Below are 13,652 nucleotides of genomic sequence, written 5' to 3'. Positions count from 1 at the left end.
TTTGGTCAGGGGCGTTGGGTCCAGAAGACGATGGGCGGCAGCCCGGCTGGATGTGCGGCCTGCGGGCCACCCCCGAGGATCGACAGCCGCAGGACGGGGTGGATGGTCCAGGTCCAGGTCGCGGTGGTGGTGTGCAGCTCGAAGTGCAGCGGGCGGCGCCGAAGCAGGGCGCTCTGGGCGGCCTCGGCGCGCGAGAGGTTCTCCAGCCGGGCAAGAACCTCCTCCTGCCCTGCGGCAACCAGGCCAGCGGCGACGTCACTGACTCCGGCGCGTATCCAGATCATCGCCGCTTCCGGATAGGGCGCGGTGATCCCGTAGAGCAGGGGATCGCTGACCGCGTGCGGTGGTCCCTGGCGGGGGCGCTTCGGCGGGACGACATCGAGGTGGCACCAGTAGGTGCGCGACTGCGCCAGGGTCATGTCGGCCTCCCGCCGGGCACGGACTCGGCCAGGGTCGATTGGGACTCGCCGCGACTTTCCCGGCGGTCGAGGAGGTGCAGCACGAGCACGGCCAGGCGGCGCACGAATCCGGTATCTGGAGTGCGACCGCCAGCGGCGGGCTCGAAGTGGAGGTTGGAGGCGAAGTGGATCTGTAGGACCAGGTCGTCGTCCGGGTGCCGGGCCGCGTGCTGGAGCGCATCGCTCACCAGGCCCCACGCGCACTGCCGGAGCAGGCGCACCGCGGTCTCGGCCTCCTGCGGCGCCAACGGAGCGGCATCCTGGTCGAGGATCCGGTCAAGGACCTCGGGAACGTCCTCAGTGAGCTGGGATGTCCACAGCGCCGCCCGAGCCCTGTGGATGAGCTCGGCCGGTACCAGCCGAGCGGGTTCAACAGGCTGCTGCGCTAAGGCCGTTCGGAGTCGGACATGGGCCTCGGGTACGGAAGTCACGTGGCCGCCTCCTCGCGCGAGAGACGCGGCCGCAGTTCAGCCCAGACGCTCTTGCCGGTGGCCGTCGGGACCGCGCCCCACCCGTCGGCGGTCGCGGCGATCAGGAGCATCCCCCGGCCGTCCTCCGCGAGCGGGTCCGCCTCGCGCACCACGGGCATACCCTTGCAGTCGTCGCTGACCACGATCCGTACGGCCAGTGGCGACGACTCCAGCCGGAGGTCACACTCGCGCGAGCACGTATGCCGGTGGACGTTCGCTAGCAGTTCCGTCATGCACACCAGCGCCGGATCTATGACCTCGCTCCAGCCCCAGTAGCGAAGCAGCGCCGCGACGATGCGGCGCGCGCGCCCGATCTGCTCTGGGTCGGCCGTGAGTTGCTGCCGATAGTGCGTTCCTGCCCTTGCCGTGATGGCCATGGCTCCTCCAGCACACGAGCGGGTCGACGGCGCACGACGACGCCAACCAAGATCACAGAGGGTTGCCGCCCGGAACGGATACGTTCGGGCCCGAGTCAGCATGCCAGCAGAACGGCTACGATGAAAGCAGTCTCACAGAATTCTGCGAGATGACTTGTTTGACGAACTCGCGTTCTACGCAAGTGAGTTGACGAAAGCCTGCGAACGTTGCGCGTCATGGCGCAAGATGCGTTGCGGAGGGCGAACGTTCGCCGTCACACTGTCATCGATGCATGGGAGGGGCACCGGGATGAGCGAAGCATCGGAGTCGGCCACACCGACGTTCGAGGCGGCGACACCAGCACTGTGTCGGCTTCAACTGGGTAGCGAGCTGCGCCAACTGCGCACCGCTGCAGACATGAAGGCCGCTGAAGTGTGCCGCATACTCTCCTGGTCCGGCTCGAAGCTGACGCGGCTGGAGACCGCCGACAACGGAGTCGTCGAACCCGCGGACGTGATCGCGCTCTGCCAGATCTACCGCGCGACGCCCGATATGCAGAACGTCCTCACGGGCTACGCAACCGTCACCAAGACCAAGAAGGACTGGTGGCAGTCACCCGACATCCGCGATGTGATCTCCCCCGGCTTCCGTGCGTACCTGGGGCTCGAAGCCACGGCGGAGAGGGTGGAGAACTACGCCAGCGAGTACGTGCCCGGCCTCCTGCAGACCGAGGCGTACGTGCGCTCCATCCACGAGCGTCGCGGACACCCGTCCGAACTGGTCGAGCGCAGCGTCGAAGTACGCATGACGCGCCAGGAAGCCCTGCGCCGCACGGCCAACCCGCTGGAGTTCACCGCGATCATCAACGAGGCCGTGCTGCGGCGGAAGATCGGCAGCACGAAACTGATGAGAGAGCAGCTTCGGCACATGGCGGACCTCGCCGCCTCCAGTCCGCACGTCAAGATCCAGGTCGTGCCGTTCGAACTCGGCGCCCACCCAGGTATGAACGGACCCTTCACCGTCTTGAAGTTCGGTCCGCGACTCGGGATCAAGCCGATCGTCTACCTGGAGAACCTTGTCGGCGCTGGTGTCTCGCGTCGCGAGGACGACGTGAAGCGGTACGACGCAGCGTTCAGCGATCTCCAAGCACTTGCTCCGGGCTATGAGGAGTCCCTGAGCATGATTCACACCGCAAGCAAGGAGTTCTGATGCATTTCCGAGCCGATGACCTGTGCGTCGACTGGTTCACATCGAGCTACAGCAACGATCAGGGCGGCGAGTGCGTCGAAGCGGGCAGGACGTGTGACGGCTCCATGGCCGTCCGCGACTCCAAGAACCCCTGCGGGCCCGCTTTCGTCGCCACCAGCACCCCTTGGACCACGTTCGTCAACGCGCTCAAGCACAATCGTCTCGGCTGACCCACTGCGCATGAGTACCCCTTCGCCGCTGCACGGCGAAGGGGCGCTCGCGTGTCAGCTGGGACAGTTGGCGACAGCTACGCAACATCTGGCCGAGGGCCGAAGGAGCGGTGGCATCGCGGATGGCTGATCGGCCGCTCAGCAGCTTCCTCGACGCTGCGCAGGGTGCCGGTCGCCTTATCGGGGTCCTGGTGTGAGGTCCAGCCGCAGTCGCCGCCGTCGAAGACCTCGACCTGGCGCACGCCGGCCTGGCGGGCCCGGTTGAGGGTTCCGGCGTTGTAGGCGACGGCGGACTTCGTCAGCGTCACAGCCTCCGCCCAGACCCGGACCGCGACGCGGGCGCCGTTGCGGTAGACAACGTGGGTTAGCGGCTCCGCAGTCCCCCAGCACGGCCAGGCGGGCACGCGCGTCGGCCGCCTGCCACACTCTTCCGTCCCCGTCGTGCCGCACGCCGTCCAGGCCCTCGATGGGTGCTCCCCGCCTCGGCGTGCTTCTCGAACAGGTCATCCACTGCGTTGTCATCCCGCCTCCCTGGTGCCGTGTCATGGGCGCGAGGCCCGGCATGCCGGGCCCCGCAGTGAAGACCGCCGTACGGGGCGGGTCACTCGAAGTACCACTCCTTGTCGGCGTCGTTCTCCTTCTGGCTGCCCAGGGTGAGCGCGGTGACCGGGTGGGTGCTGACCGCGATGCCCGTCGTGTCCACGTTCCGCAGCAACGACCCGGTGCACGATCTGCGGGGCGAAGCTGCCGGCGGGCGGCGCCGCGAGGGCGGCGTGCGTGTCTGCGGGGGCGGTCTTCGCGGCGTTGGTGGTCTGCTCGGCCATGGCTGGGCCTCCCTTGTCGTCGGCGGATGGGGCGGTGGTGCTGCTTCCATGTCACCGCGCGTCACGTCCGGTTCCCAGAGACGGAGTTGGGGACTTACTGGGAGTGGATCTGGGAGGAATCTGGGACGCGTCTGGGACGTCAGCCCGTCTGGAGCAGGTTGAGGACGGCTCGCTGGTAGATCGCGTAGACCGTGGGGAGCTCGGCGAGGTGGGCGCGCTCGTCGATGCCGTGCAGCCCCTCGTACGGCACCCCGAAACCGGCGGTGGCCGGGATGCCTTCCCCGGCGAGCAGGTTGCCGATGTTGGAGGGCCCCGCGGTCTTCGCTGTCGCCGCGAGCCCGGCTTCGGCGGCGGCGTTCAGCAGGGCGGCGGCGGGCTGCTCATCCTCCTCCAGGCGAAACGGCGGCCAGCTCGCGACCGGCGTGATCTCACTCGGCGTCGGGGCGGGCAGCTCGGCGTCCAGTTCGGCGACGGCCTTGCGGATCAAGGTCTCGGCGTCGTGCGCGTCGAAGGCGGGGGTGGTGCGCACGTCGACGTTCAGCTCGCATCGGCCCGGACTGACGGAGAAGCCCTGACCGCCGTGGAAGGCGGTGACCGACAGCTTCGGCGGCAGTGGGAAGCCCGAGGCGCCGTCCGCACCGGGGAGTTCGGCCGCGTCCAGGAGGCGGACCAGGTGGGCGGCGCGGGAGATGGCGTTGACCGTGCTGCGGGCCGATCCGGAGTGCCCGGAGGGCGCGTGTACGGCGAGGGTGGCCCGCCACAGGCCGCGGCCGCCGACCACGACCTCCTCCAGACCCGGGTAGCCGATCATCACCCCCGCCGGGCGGGGTGCGGTCTCATCGGCGAGGTAGGCGCGGGCGCCGCCGAAGGTGCCGGTGTGCTCATCCACGTCCAGGAGCACGGCAATCCCGCCGTGCAGCACCTCGGCGTGGGGCATGAGGTCGGCGGCGAGGTGGCAGAACATCGCGGCGGCGAGCTTGGAGTCCGCGGCCCCCCGTCCCCGCAGCCATCCGTCCACGACGTCCCCGCTGGTCGGCGGGAACGACCAGGCGGTCTCGTCGCCGAAGGCGGCTGTGTCCACGCACGCGTCCAGGGCCCACCACTTGCCTAGCTTGCCCCCGGGGATCTCCACCAGCAGCCCCACCGGCTCGCCTGCCGCGCCATCGAGGCGCCGGTGCGGCAGGCCGTGGGCGGCAAGCCAGCCTTCCAGCACGCCCAGGACGGGCTCGTAGTCGTCGATGCCGGCCCGGCTCGGGCGGCGGATCAGCTCCCGGGCGAGCTCCACCACGGACGCCGTACGGGCCTGCTGGGACTTCTCGCTCACGTCGCTCCCCACCCCGTGTCAGTTGTGCCGTACCGGCAGCGCGCGCACGGCCGCGACCGTCTCCACGGGCCGTGCCGAGGCACACGCCTCCCGTCCATGGTGGACCAGCCCCACCGCCGCCTCGCGGCCGAGCAGCACGCCGCAGTCGAAGCCGTCCGCGCCGTGGAAGGAGGGCAGCGGCACCACCGCGGCCGTCTCGGAGGCGACGAAGAACCGCTCCAGCGCCTGTTCGGGCTCCACGATCCCGACGTGCATCGTCTTGACCCCGTGGCGCCGGGCGGACGGGTCGCGCAGTTCCAAGAGCCGCACTAGGTGGTCGGCGAGTGCCCGGTGCCGCGGCGGCCCGTAGAGCACCCGGTAGTGGACGAGGTCGGGGTGCTGGGCCACGGCCGTCTCGATCGCTGCCAGGTATGCCTTCTCCCGGCTCCGGCTGCCGGTGACCACCAGCTGTTCACGCGCGTCGGCGACGACGGAGACCATCGCCTCGATCAGATCGGTCCAGCGGGTGAGGACCTGGACCACCACCGCCGTGCCGGAGGTCTCCAGCGTGCTGGTGGCCGCCCCGTCCTGATGGGCGAACAGCACCTCGGACCGCTCCCGGTACAGCTCGCACAGACCCGCCCGGTTCCGCTTGCCCGTACGGCGCCGCCCGGACTCGAACGCGCTGAGCAGACTCGCGTCCGCGGCCAGGCCCGTGATCGCGTTCAAGGCGTCGGCGGCCTCCTCCAGCGTCATGTTCCGCGCCAGCCGGGCCCGTTTGAGCGCCGAATCCCCACTGCCTGCCGCCATCGCGGACACCCCGCCCTCCCCTGCACCGGCGTGTGCCCGAAGTCTTCCCCGGCAGGCGGGGGTTCAGCGCCGCAGGTATCCGGGCTGCTGTTTCCGCTGCTGGGCCGACTCGTGGGGCTGAAGGAGTGAATACATGCCATGGCCCGGCGGGAACGGGCGGATGAGCACAGGGGGTGTCCGTGGTGGGTCGGGGTCTGGGGCTGGACCAAGTCGTCGAGCACTTCACCCTGGACACGGGCGAGCTGGCCCTGTTGCGGAACAAGACCGGGGCACGTCGCCTGGGCTTCACCGCGATGCTCAAGTTCCTGCTGTTCAAGGGCCGTTGCCCCCGCGGCCGGTTCGAGCTGGCAGACGACGCGGTCGACCACCTGGCCCGGCAGGCGAAAGTCCCAGCCGGTCACCTCGGCTTCTACGACTTCACCGACCGCACCGCCAAGGCCCACCGTGGCGTCGCCCCGGTCCGTACACCGCGCCCGGTCAGGTGGCCGGTGATGATGCGCGGTGGTGTGTCGACCAGGCCCGCTACGGCCTGGGTGGGGTGCTGGCCGCGTTGCCCAAGGCTCGCTATGTCAATCACCCGTGGCGGATTCGCGACGCGGAGCACAAGCCCGCGCAGCTTGCCGTGGCCGCGCGGTGCGGGCTGCGCGTGCCGCGCACGACGATCACCAGCGATGCCGCGTCTGCCAGGCGTATGGCTGGCGAGCACGGGCCGGTGGTTTACAAGCCGCTGTGGAACACCAGTTACGCGACGTCGGACGGGCTGGCCCGTTCGATCTGGGTCGCCGAAGTCACGCCCGGCGAGATCGGGGACGCGGTTGCGGCGGCTCACCTCTTCCAGTGCCTCGTGGACAAGGTCGCCGATCTGCGGGTCACGGCCGTCGGCGAGCGGCTGTGGGCGGTGCGCATCGACGGCTCCCTGGGGCTGGACTGGCGCCGCCATTACGCTTCCCTCTGCGCTGCCGGCGTTTGCGCGCGCAGGTCGAGGCCGATGTCCAGGATCGGGGCGGAGTGTGTGAGGGCCCCGACGGACAGGAAGTTCACGCCGGTCTCGGCGTATGCGCGGGCGGTGGCCAGGGTGAGCTGCCCGGAGGATTCCAGGAGGGCCCGGCCGGCGACGACGGCGACCGCCTCGGCGGTCTCGTCGGGCGTGAAGTTGTCCAGCAGGATCAGGTCCGCACCCGCGGCCAGCGCCTCCCGTACCTGGTGCAGGGTGTCGGCCTCGACCTCGACCGGCACGTCCGGGAACTGTGCGCGGACCCGCGTGAACGCCCGGGTGACGCCACCGGCCGCGATCACGTGGTTGTCCTTGACCAGGGCGGCGTCCGAGAGCGACATCCGGTAGGTGGCGCCGCCTCCGCAGCGCACCGCGTACCTCTCCAGCGACCGCAGGCCCGGCGTGGTCTTGCGGGTGTCGCGCACCTGTGCCCTGGTGCCCTCGATCGCCAGCACCCACCTATGGGTCGCGGTGGCGATGCCGGACAGCCGGCACAGCAGGTTCAACGCGCTGCGCTCGGCGGTCAGCAGGTTGCGGGTGCGGGCGGTGACCGTGAGCAGCCGCTGGCCGGCGGCCACCGGCTCGCCGTCGGCCACGTGCCGCTCGACCGCGAAGTCGTCGCCGCACACCACCGACAGGACCGCCTCGGCCACGAGTAGCCCGGCCACCACACCGGCCTCGCGGGCGGTGAAGTCGCCCGTCGCGCGGGCGCCCTGGGGCACGGTGGCCACCGTGGTCACGTCGGCGCCCTGGTCGAGGTCCTCCTCGATGGCCCGGTGCGCGACGTCCTCGACCACCACGGGATCCAGCCCGGCAGCGGCCAGCAGCTCGGCCAGCTCCGGGTCCAGGCCGCGCTCCAGCGGGTCGAGCCCGTCGTCGTCGCCGTCGTGCAGTGCCAGGTCGGCGAAGCGTGGCGCGCCGGGCTCGTGCGGCAGGCGCGCGGCGCGCGCGGCGAAGCTGATGGCGTGGTACCACCCGCACAGCAGGAGCAGGTCGAGCAGCTGGAGCTCGTCGAAGAGCGACGCGAGCCGTGTCCACAGCGCGTCATCGATGTCGGAACGTTCGTGCAGCGCGTCGACAGCGAGGATGAGCAGCCGTTCCCTCTCGGATGTCCAGCACGCGTCAGCGGGGCCGCCGTGCACCAGGGATGCCGCCTGCTCGCGGGTGAGTTGGATCCGCTCGGCGAACGTCGTCATGTGCACGCCCCACTCGTACTCGCAGCCGCACAGCGCGCACGTCCGGTCGATGACGATCTCGCGTTCCCGCCTGGTCAGGGTCAGTTGTCTGCCCAACTCGTAACGGCCCCATTCGTGCATGGCGTCGGCCATGGGGAGGTTTCTGGCGAACATCCGGAACAGCCCGATCGGCGGGGCCTGCCCGGGCATCATGCGCGCGAGCAGCGCGCGGGCCTGGTCGGTGTACGGCGGGTCCAGCAGGGCTATCCGTGACATCGGCTCTCCCGTCGAGTTCGTTTCGAAAAAAGAAACGCCGCCGAGTGGATGCTAGTGTTTCGAATAACGAAACGCAAGGACTGGGAGGGACATGCCGACACCGCACCCAGGAACACCGGTTCGTGGATCGACGACCGGCCGTCCCCTCATGGCCGCGATGGACCTGTTCGGCCGCCGGTGGGCGCTGCGCATTCTCTGGGAACTGCGTGGAGGCCCGCTCGGCGCCCGCGCGCTCCTTGCCCGGTGCGAAGGACTGTCGTCCAGCGTCCTCTACCAGCGGCTCCGTGAACTCGCATCGAGCGGGATCATCTCCTCCTCGGCCGATGGCTACGAGCTCACTCAGCTGGGGACAGCACTCGGGCACGCCCTGCGTCCGCTCGACGAATGGGCGATCACCTGGGCGCAGGAGCAAGAACTCAACGATCAGGAGCCCACGCAGACGTGAAGGTCACACCCGACCAGGCGGCGCGGCGATCCGACGGCCACCGACCCGGCCGACACGGGCTCACGCGGCCTGCGAAAACCCCCGGGCCCATGGCGGCGCCCTTAACGAAGGTCGCGATGACGTAGCGGCCGAAGGGATCATCCAGCTTCGGCTCGCTGCCGGACGCCAGGCCGAAGGGCTGCCACCAAACCCCCCTGGACGCGCTCCGGGCCACCATCCCCACGAGAGGCCGCTCCGGCACCCTGGACTTGATCTCCTGCTCCAAGCGCCTCGCCGCAGGCCGCTGGCAACTCATTGCCCCTATGCCCCGCATCTCGGGCGATACCCCCTCTACAGGTGGAGACACCGCAACGCCGACGATGCCACGCGCCGTCGACGCCTCCTCACCTCCAGACCGCGCTCGCCCCTTCCGAAGCTCCAGGCGCTACCCGGCCTGAGCCTGCTACGAGCCCACCACCCAGGGGCACGGCGCCGACGTACTCGAAGTGCTGCACGGCGACCACCTCTGCCTGGGCACCCACCACAGCGCATTCTCCGCGAAGGACAGCTCGTCTCGTAGGCGAAGGAGCTGATCGCTCAGGTCACCCGCGCACAGTTCGCCGGGCCCTCTGCGCAGGGGCCGTGACCATCCCACGCCCTGAGCCCACCCGCGGCACCATGAGCAGGAACCGCCGCTGGGCGTCGAGTGGCCGCCTGAGCTGAGGCGGATCACGCGGAAAGCCGCCGATGTCCGGTACCGCGGCCGCTCGGCCGTGAGCTCGAGGACCTGAAGGCTGTTATGCGGCGGAGTCGTCTTCGGGCGCCCGTGCGCTCGCCCAGTCCTGGGCCGTGGCGAGGTCCGGGGCGGCGCCGACCACGACGTAGGTGAAGTCGTTCCACTCCTCCAGGACGCGCGGTTGGTCGGGCCGCAGGTGTGCGGCGCCGCCGCGGGCGGGCCGGTGGCGCCGGTAGATGTCCATGGGCGGTCGGCGCCGCTTGCGGTAGGCGGCCAGCGGGTCGGCGGCGTCCACGCGCGGTACGGCGCGGAAGGGCTGGTTCGGGGGCCCGGGTCGGCGGTGCTTGCCCATACGGCGATGGTCTCAGAGGGGCCGGGCGGACAGGCGGCGAACTCCGCCCGCGTTGGCCGGGGCCGCTGGCCGTCAGCACCGCCCCCCGCTCCCCGCCGCCTCACGCAGCGTGGTATTCCAGCCGCGATTCGTGGCTTTGCCTGTACTGGTCAGGGCCTGCGGTGCGGGCTGATCCTTTCCCTCGCGGGAGCTGACCGGCTTCCGCTGAAGTGGTGTGCGGAGAAGGGTGAGCACATGGCGGAACCAACCTCCCAGGGGCCGTGGGTGATGCGTCTGGTGACCGACCGGCTGCCCGTCGGCCCGCCCTCGTACGCGCAGGTGGTGCTGGATGAGGTGACGCAGACCGCCCGCTACACCGATGGCGCCGGGCGGGCGGTCGAGATGGGCAAGCACGGGACGAACAAGACGGTCGGGACCGCCTCGATGTCCGGCGGGGGCGGCGGAGACGGAGAGGAGCCGAAGCCGCAGGTCCAAGACGATGTGACGACCGACTACGAGCCGGACTAGCCCGGTGGCCGCCACCGTTTTGGTGCTCACCGCGCTGGAAGACGTCACCGCGGACTGGGTCATCGCAGCGCTGAACGAGCGCGGCGTGCCCGTGGTCCGTGCCGACCCCGCCGACATCGGACCCGAGCTGTCCTTCGGCTTCCGCCTCGGGGCGCAGGGCTCTGGCTGGCAGGGCCGGCTGCGCACCCCGAGCAGGGAGCTGGACCTGGAGCGGGTGGGGGCGGTGTACTACCGGCGCCCCACGCCCTATGCCGACCGGTTCCGGCAGTTGCCGCCGCGGCAGCGGGCCTTCGCCGCGGCCGAGGCCCGGCACGGGCTCGGCGGCGTCCTCAACTGCCTGAACGGTGCCGCCTACGTCAACCACCCGGCTGCTGTGATGCGGGCCGACTTCAAGCCCGCTCAGCTCCAGCTCGCCTCCCGGCTCGGCCTGGGCATCCCGGCGACGCTGGTCACCAACGACGTCGCCGCGGCCCGCGCGTTCGCCGCCGAGCACCCGCGCGTGATCTGCAAGACGTTCCGCGGCCTGCCCCCGGGCGAGGACGGGCACACCGGAGCGATCTGGGCCCAGCGGGTGGACCCCGCGACGTTCGATGAGACGCTCGCGGTGACCGCCCACCTGTTCCAGGCGGAGATCGACAAGTGCAGTGACGTGCGGGGGACCGTGGTCGGCCATCAGGTGTTCGCCCACCGCATTCAGACGCCCGACGGTACTGTGGACTGGCGCCGCGGCGACTGGCGCGAGCTCACCTACACTCCCGTCACCGTGCCCATGCCCGTGAAGACCCGGCTGCACCGGTACCTGGCGCACTTCCATCTGGTCTTCGCCTGCTTCGACCTCGCCCTGACCGGGGACGCTGACGATCCGGCGTCCTGGGTGTTCATCGAGGCCAATCCGAACGGGCAGTGGGGCTTCGTACCAGATGCACCCGCCATCACCGAGGCGTTCGCCGACATCCTGCAAGGCCCAGGGCAAGGAGGCAGCCAGTCATGACGACGCCCGCCGACAGTGACACCGAAGCTGCCCGGCTGCGCGAGACGATGGCCACGGCCCTTGCCGAGGACGGCGTCCTGGCCGATCCCGGATGGCGCCAGGCGGTGGCCACAGTGCCCCGGCACCGCTTCGTGCCCGGCTTCTTCCTGCCCCGCGACAAACCCGACGGCCAGGGGCTGACAGTGTGGGAGCCCGTCACCGCCGAGTCCGACCACGACCGGTGGCTGGCCGCCACCTACTCCAACACCACCCTCATCACCCAGTTCGACGGCGACGACGTCGACTGGACGAACCCGGCCGTGCGGCACGGCGGATCCCCGACCTCGTCGTCGACGCTGCCCTCGCTCGTGCTGCGGATGTGGGCCGACGCCGACGTACGCGAGGGACACACAGTGCTGGAGATCGGCACCGGGACCGGCTACTCCACCGCACTGGCCTGCCAGCGCCTCGGCTCCGGCGGCCTCACCTCGATCGAGATCGACGACCGGCGGCTCCAGACGGCCGCGGGCGCGCTGTCCGGCTGCGGATACGCCCCGACCCTGGCAGTGGCCGACAGACTGTACGGGTACTGGCCCGAGGCACCCTTCGACCGGATCGTCGCCGCCTGCTCCTTCCGCGCCGTCCCCCCAGCCCTGACCGCACAGACCCGGCCCGGCGGGAAAATCCTGCTCACCCTGTCCGGCTGGCTCTACGGCTACGCCCGCGTCCTGCTGACCGTCGCCGCGGACGGCACCGCCCAAGGACCGCTGCTGGGCGGCACCATCTCCTTCATGTCCGCACGCACCCACGCCGCCCCCGCCTTCGGCAACCCCGCCCACTGGGCCGCCGAGCTGCCCGAGACGGCCCGCCGGGCCCGGCACGGCCCGCAATGGCTGAGCGCCGCCACCGAGGAAGCCTTCCACCTGCGCTTCCTCGCCCAAAGCACCATCCCCAACACACAGATGACCTACGTGGGCAAGACGCTCCACCTGGTCGACGTCGTCACCGGCTCCGCCGCCACCCTCACCCCCCACGAGAACGACGACGGCGGATGGACCGTGCGCGAGAGCGGCCCCGTCAGGCTGTGGGAACGCATCGAGCACCTCCTCGACACCTACCAGGCGGCCGGGCGGCCCGGGCCCGAAACCTTCACCCTCCGCGTCCACGAGGGCGGGCAGCACCTGCAGCACCCACACCTGCCCCCTCTGCCCCTGCCCCAGCCCTGAACCAGCTCACGCACCCCAGCCCTACCCGCCCAGGCCCAAAATGCCGCCACATGCTGATCAGTCCTTGCTCTCCCCGGCAGCGGCTTCTGCACCGTGCCGTGTCAGGTCAGCTGTCGAGGGACCGAGTTCGTCGGCAACACGGGCCCTCCGGGTGGGAGAAAACGTCAGCACGAGTGCCTGGACGAATGCTCCGGACAGACCGATCCACAAGGCGAAGCGATAGCTGACCTGGTCGGCAAGTACTCCGCCAAGTGGTGAAAGCGGCGCGCGTCTCCGAGGTTGGAGTGCGCCGCTTCCACTCCCGGAAATCATCACTCTTTCGTGTTACCTGCACATACGTGGTCCCGTGGAGAGCAGGCGTCGGGTGACGGGCCGTTCGCCGGCGCCGTGCCCCGCCCCCGGGGGGCACATCCCGCAGCGGTCCGGACCAGCCAATCCGACTGCTCAGGAGGGTTCGCGTGACCACCGACGTGCAGGAGAGCTTCAACCGCCGGATCGACGCAGTGCTGCGGTCCAGGCATGCAACTCACCTATCACTCACCAGAATTCACCCCAGAAGTTAGCAAGAGTCGGCAAAACACCCTCTAAGGGTTAGATCGTCCGTGGCCCCACTGACACCTCGCTGCCGTCCTCCACGACATTCACTGCGCCCACCGGACCACTCCGAAAGAGGCCGCACCGCTGGAAATCCGCGCTGAGCGCGTGCAGTTCAGCGCGACGGGCGAGCATAAGTTCCTCCGGCTGCCGCAGGGCGGTGTCCAGGAGCCAGACCCCTCGGCGGAACCGCTGGAAGCCGATGCTCTCCCACAGCGCGGCGATCTTCTTCTTCGCCTGACGGCGGTACGCCTCGGTGACCTGCTCGCGGTCCTCGGGATACTCGCCCATGGCCGGGTACGCCGCCACCGCACAACAGCCCCCGGACAGGCGGCGGATCGCCTCAGCCGCCAGGATCGGCCCCAGTCCGAAGCCCCTCCATGCCCTGTCGAGATGGACGCGGTCGAGGATCAGCAGATCACCGACGGGGTGGGTGACGGCCTTCTCGAACGCGGCACTGTAGCCCGCGCGTCCGGACCGACCGAGAACGGCTGAGGCGATGACCTCGAGATCACCGGACTCGGCATCCGCCGCCTCCCACCCACTGTCACCGGTGTCATCACGCAGCCGCCACAGGATCACATGCCCGACCTCGATGCCCGCAGCGGGAGCACGGCTTTCCTCGCCCTCCTCGTCCTCCCACTCCTCGTCACCCGCCAGCCCATAGGTGACCTTGACGTACCAGGACTCCAGAGTGTCCTCGAAGTCGTACGGCACCGCGGGATGCCCGTGACCGTAGTGCAGATACAACCGGGAGG

16 protein-coding genes and 2 pseudogenes are annotated in these 13,652 nt (G+C 70.2%); 7 read left to right on the top strand and 11 right to left on the bottom strand.

Annotation, left to right across the window (positions count from 1 at the left end):
• Positions 1 to 5: 5 nt before the first annotated feature.
• From ACIG3E_RS23285 to ACIG3E_RS23275, 3 genes are all read right to left on the bottom strand, one after another.
• Entirely contained in the window at positions 6 to 419 is a 414-nt protein-coding gene (locus ACIG3E_RS23285) for a hypothetical protein (RefSeq protein ID WP_399619533.1), read from the bottom strand.
• Entirely contained in the window at positions 416 to 706 is a 291-nt protein-coding gene (locus ACIG3E_RS23280) for a hypothetical protein (protein WP_399619530.1), read from the bottom strand. The genes ACIG3E_RS23285 and ACIG3E_RS23280 overlap by 4 nt, the downstream gene beginning before the upstream one ends.
• Positions 707 to 885: 179 nt before the next feature.
• Positions 886 to 1,305: an ATP-binding protein gene (locus tag ACIG3E_RS23275; RefSeq protein ID WP_399619527.1), complete on the bottom strand. Its 420-nt coding sequence runs from the start codon at positions 1,303 to 1,305 to the stop codon at positions 886 to 888.
• A gap of 289 nt (positions 1,306 to 1,594) precedes the next feature.
• Here ACIG3E_RS23275 and ACIG3E_RS23270 point away from each other — a divergent pair, with 289 nt between their 5' ends.
• Together ACIG3E_RS23270 and ACIG3E_RS23265 are read left to right on the top strand one after the other, a co-directional pair.
• Positions 1,595 to 2,494, top strand: a complete 900-nt coding sequence (locus ACIG3E_RS23270; RefSeq protein WP_399619524.1) for a helix-turn-helix domain-containing protein — start codon at positions 1,595 to 1,597, stop codon at positions 2,492 to 2,494.
• On the top strand, positions 2,494 to 2,703 hold the full coding sequence (locus ACIG3E_RS23265) for a DUF397 domain-containing protein (RefSeq protein WP_399619522.1): 210 nt from the start codon (positions 2,494 to 2,496) through the stop codon (positions 2,701 to 2,703). Before ACIG3E_RS23270 ends, ACIG3E_RS23265 begins: the two co-directional genes overlap by 1 nt.
• A 77-nt stretch (positions 2,704 to 2,780) precedes the next feature.
• Here the strand turns inward: ACIG3E_RS23265 and ACIG3E_RS23260 are convergent, their stop codons facing one another.
• The 3 genes from ACIG3E_RS23260 to ACIG3E_RS23250 form a co-directional block, all read right to left on the bottom strand.
• Positions 2,781 to 3,011, bottom strand: a complete 231-nt coding sequence (locus tag ACIG3E_RS23260; protein ID WP_399619520.1) for a hypothetical protein — start codon at positions 3,009 to 3,011, stop codon at positions 2,781 to 2,783.
• Between the two features lie 655 nt (positions 3,012 to 3,666).
• Positions 3,667 to 4,851: a M20 family metallopeptidase gene (locus ACIG3E_RS23255; RefSeq protein WP_399619518.1), complete on the bottom strand. Its 1,185-nt coding sequence runs from the start codon at positions 4,849 to 4,851 to the stop codon at positions 3,667 to 3,669.
• Between the two features lie 18 nt (positions 4,852 to 4,869).
• On the bottom strand, positions 4,870 to 5,640 hold the full coding sequence (locus tag ACIG3E_RS23250; RefSeq protein ID WP_399619516.1) for a helix-turn-helix domain-containing protein: 771 nt from the start codon (positions 5,638 to 5,640) through the stop codon (positions 4,870 to 4,872).
• Positions 5,641 to 5,813: 173 nt separating this feature from the next.
• Between ACIG3E_RS23250 and ACIG3E_RS23245 the strand changes: the two genes are divergently transcribed.
• Positions 5,814 to 6,656: a DUF4158 domain-containing protein gene (locus ACIG3E_RS23245; RefSeq protein WP_399619513.1), complete on the top strand. Its 843-nt coding sequence runs from the start codon at positions 5,814 to 5,816 to the stop codon at positions 6,654 to 6,656.
• On the opposite strand, the gene nadC is transcribed toward ACIG3E_RS23245, so the two are convergent.
• Entirely contained in the window at positions 6,580 to 7,533 is a 954-nt protein-coding gene (gene nadC, locus ACIG3E_RS23240; RefSeq protein WP_399619866.1) for a carboxylating nicotinate-nucleotide diphosphorylase, read from the bottom strand. The genes ACIG3E_RS23245 and nadC overlap by 77 nt on opposite strands.
• 210 nt (positions 7,534 to 7,743) lie before the next feature.
• A pseudogene (locus ACIG3E_RS23235) lies at positions 7,744 to 7,950 on the bottom strand (carboxymuconolactone decarboxylase family protein); the annotation flags it as partial.
• Positions 7,951 to 8,233: 283 nt separating this feature from the next.
• Between ACIG3E_RS23235 and ACIG3E_RS23230 the strand changes: the two are divergent.
• Positions 8,234 to 8,530, top strand: coding sequence for a winged helix-turn-helix transcriptional regulator (locus ACIG3E_RS23230; protein ID WP_399619511.1), 297 nt, complete (start codon positions 8,234 to 8,236; stop codon positions 8,528 to 8,530).
• A 776-nt stretch (positions 8,531 to 9,306) separates the two neighbouring features.
• On the opposite strand, the gene ACIG3E_RS23225 is transcribed toward ACIG3E_RS23230, so the two are convergent.
• On the bottom strand, positions 9,307 to 9,597 hold the full coding sequence (locus tag ACIG3E_RS23225; RefSeq protein WP_399619509.1) for a DUF6087 family protein: 291 nt from the start codon (positions 9,595 to 9,597) through the stop codon (positions 9,307 to 9,309).
• Between the two features lie 267 nt (positions 9,598 to 9,864).
• On the opposite strand from ACIG3E_RS23225, the gene ACIG3E_RS23220 reads away from it, so the two are divergent.
• Genes ACIG3E_RS23220 through tgmC form a run of 3 tightly spaced genes read left to right on the top strand, consistent with a single transcriptional unit; the run spans position 9,865 to position 12,300 of the window.
• A complete protein-coding gene (locus tag ACIG3E_RS23220; RefSeq protein WP_399619863.1) occupies positions 9,865 to 10,104 on the top strand; it encodes a putative ATP-grasp-modified RiPP in 240 nt (79 codons plus the stop codon).
• Between the two features lie 4 nt (positions 10,105 to 10,108).
• Positions 10,109 to 11,095, top strand: a complete 987-nt coding sequence (gene tgmB, locus ACIG3E_RS23215; RefSeq protein WP_399619506.1) for an ATP-grasp ribosomal peptide maturase — start codon at positions 10,109 to 10,111, stop codon at positions 11,093 to 11,095.
• Positions 11,092 to 12,300, top strand: a complete 1,209-nt coding sequence (gene tgmC / locus ACIG3E_RS23210) for an ATP-grasp peptide maturase system methyltransferase (protein WP_399619503.1) — start codon at positions 11,092 to 11,094, stop codon at positions 12,298 to 12,300. The genes tgmB and tgmC overlap by 4 nt, the downstream gene beginning before the upstream one ends.
• 57 nt (positions 12,301 to 12,357) lie before the next feature.
• Here the strand turns inward: tgmC and ACIG3E_RS23205 are convergent.
• Positions 12,358 to 12,558: pseudogene (locus ACIG3E_RS23205) on the bottom strand (MFS transporter); the annotation flags it as partial.
• A gap of 333 nt (positions 12,559 to 12,891) precedes the next feature.
• On the bottom strand, positions 12,892 to 13,611 hold the full coding sequence (locus tag ACIG3E_RS23200; protein ID WP_399619501.1) for a hypothetical protein: 720 nt from the start codon (positions 13,609 to 13,611) through the stop codon (positions 12,892 to 12,894).
• Positions 13,612 to 13,652 lie beyond the last annotated feature (41 nt).

It is taken from the genome of Streptomyces sp. NPDC053474, from assembly GCF_044544845.1.
In the GTDB taxonomy this organism is placed as follows: domain Bacteria; phylum Actinomycetota; class Actinomycetes; order Streptomycetales; family Streptomycetaceae; genus Streptomyces.
This window is presented reverse-complemented; position numbering and strand designations above follow the sequence as displayed.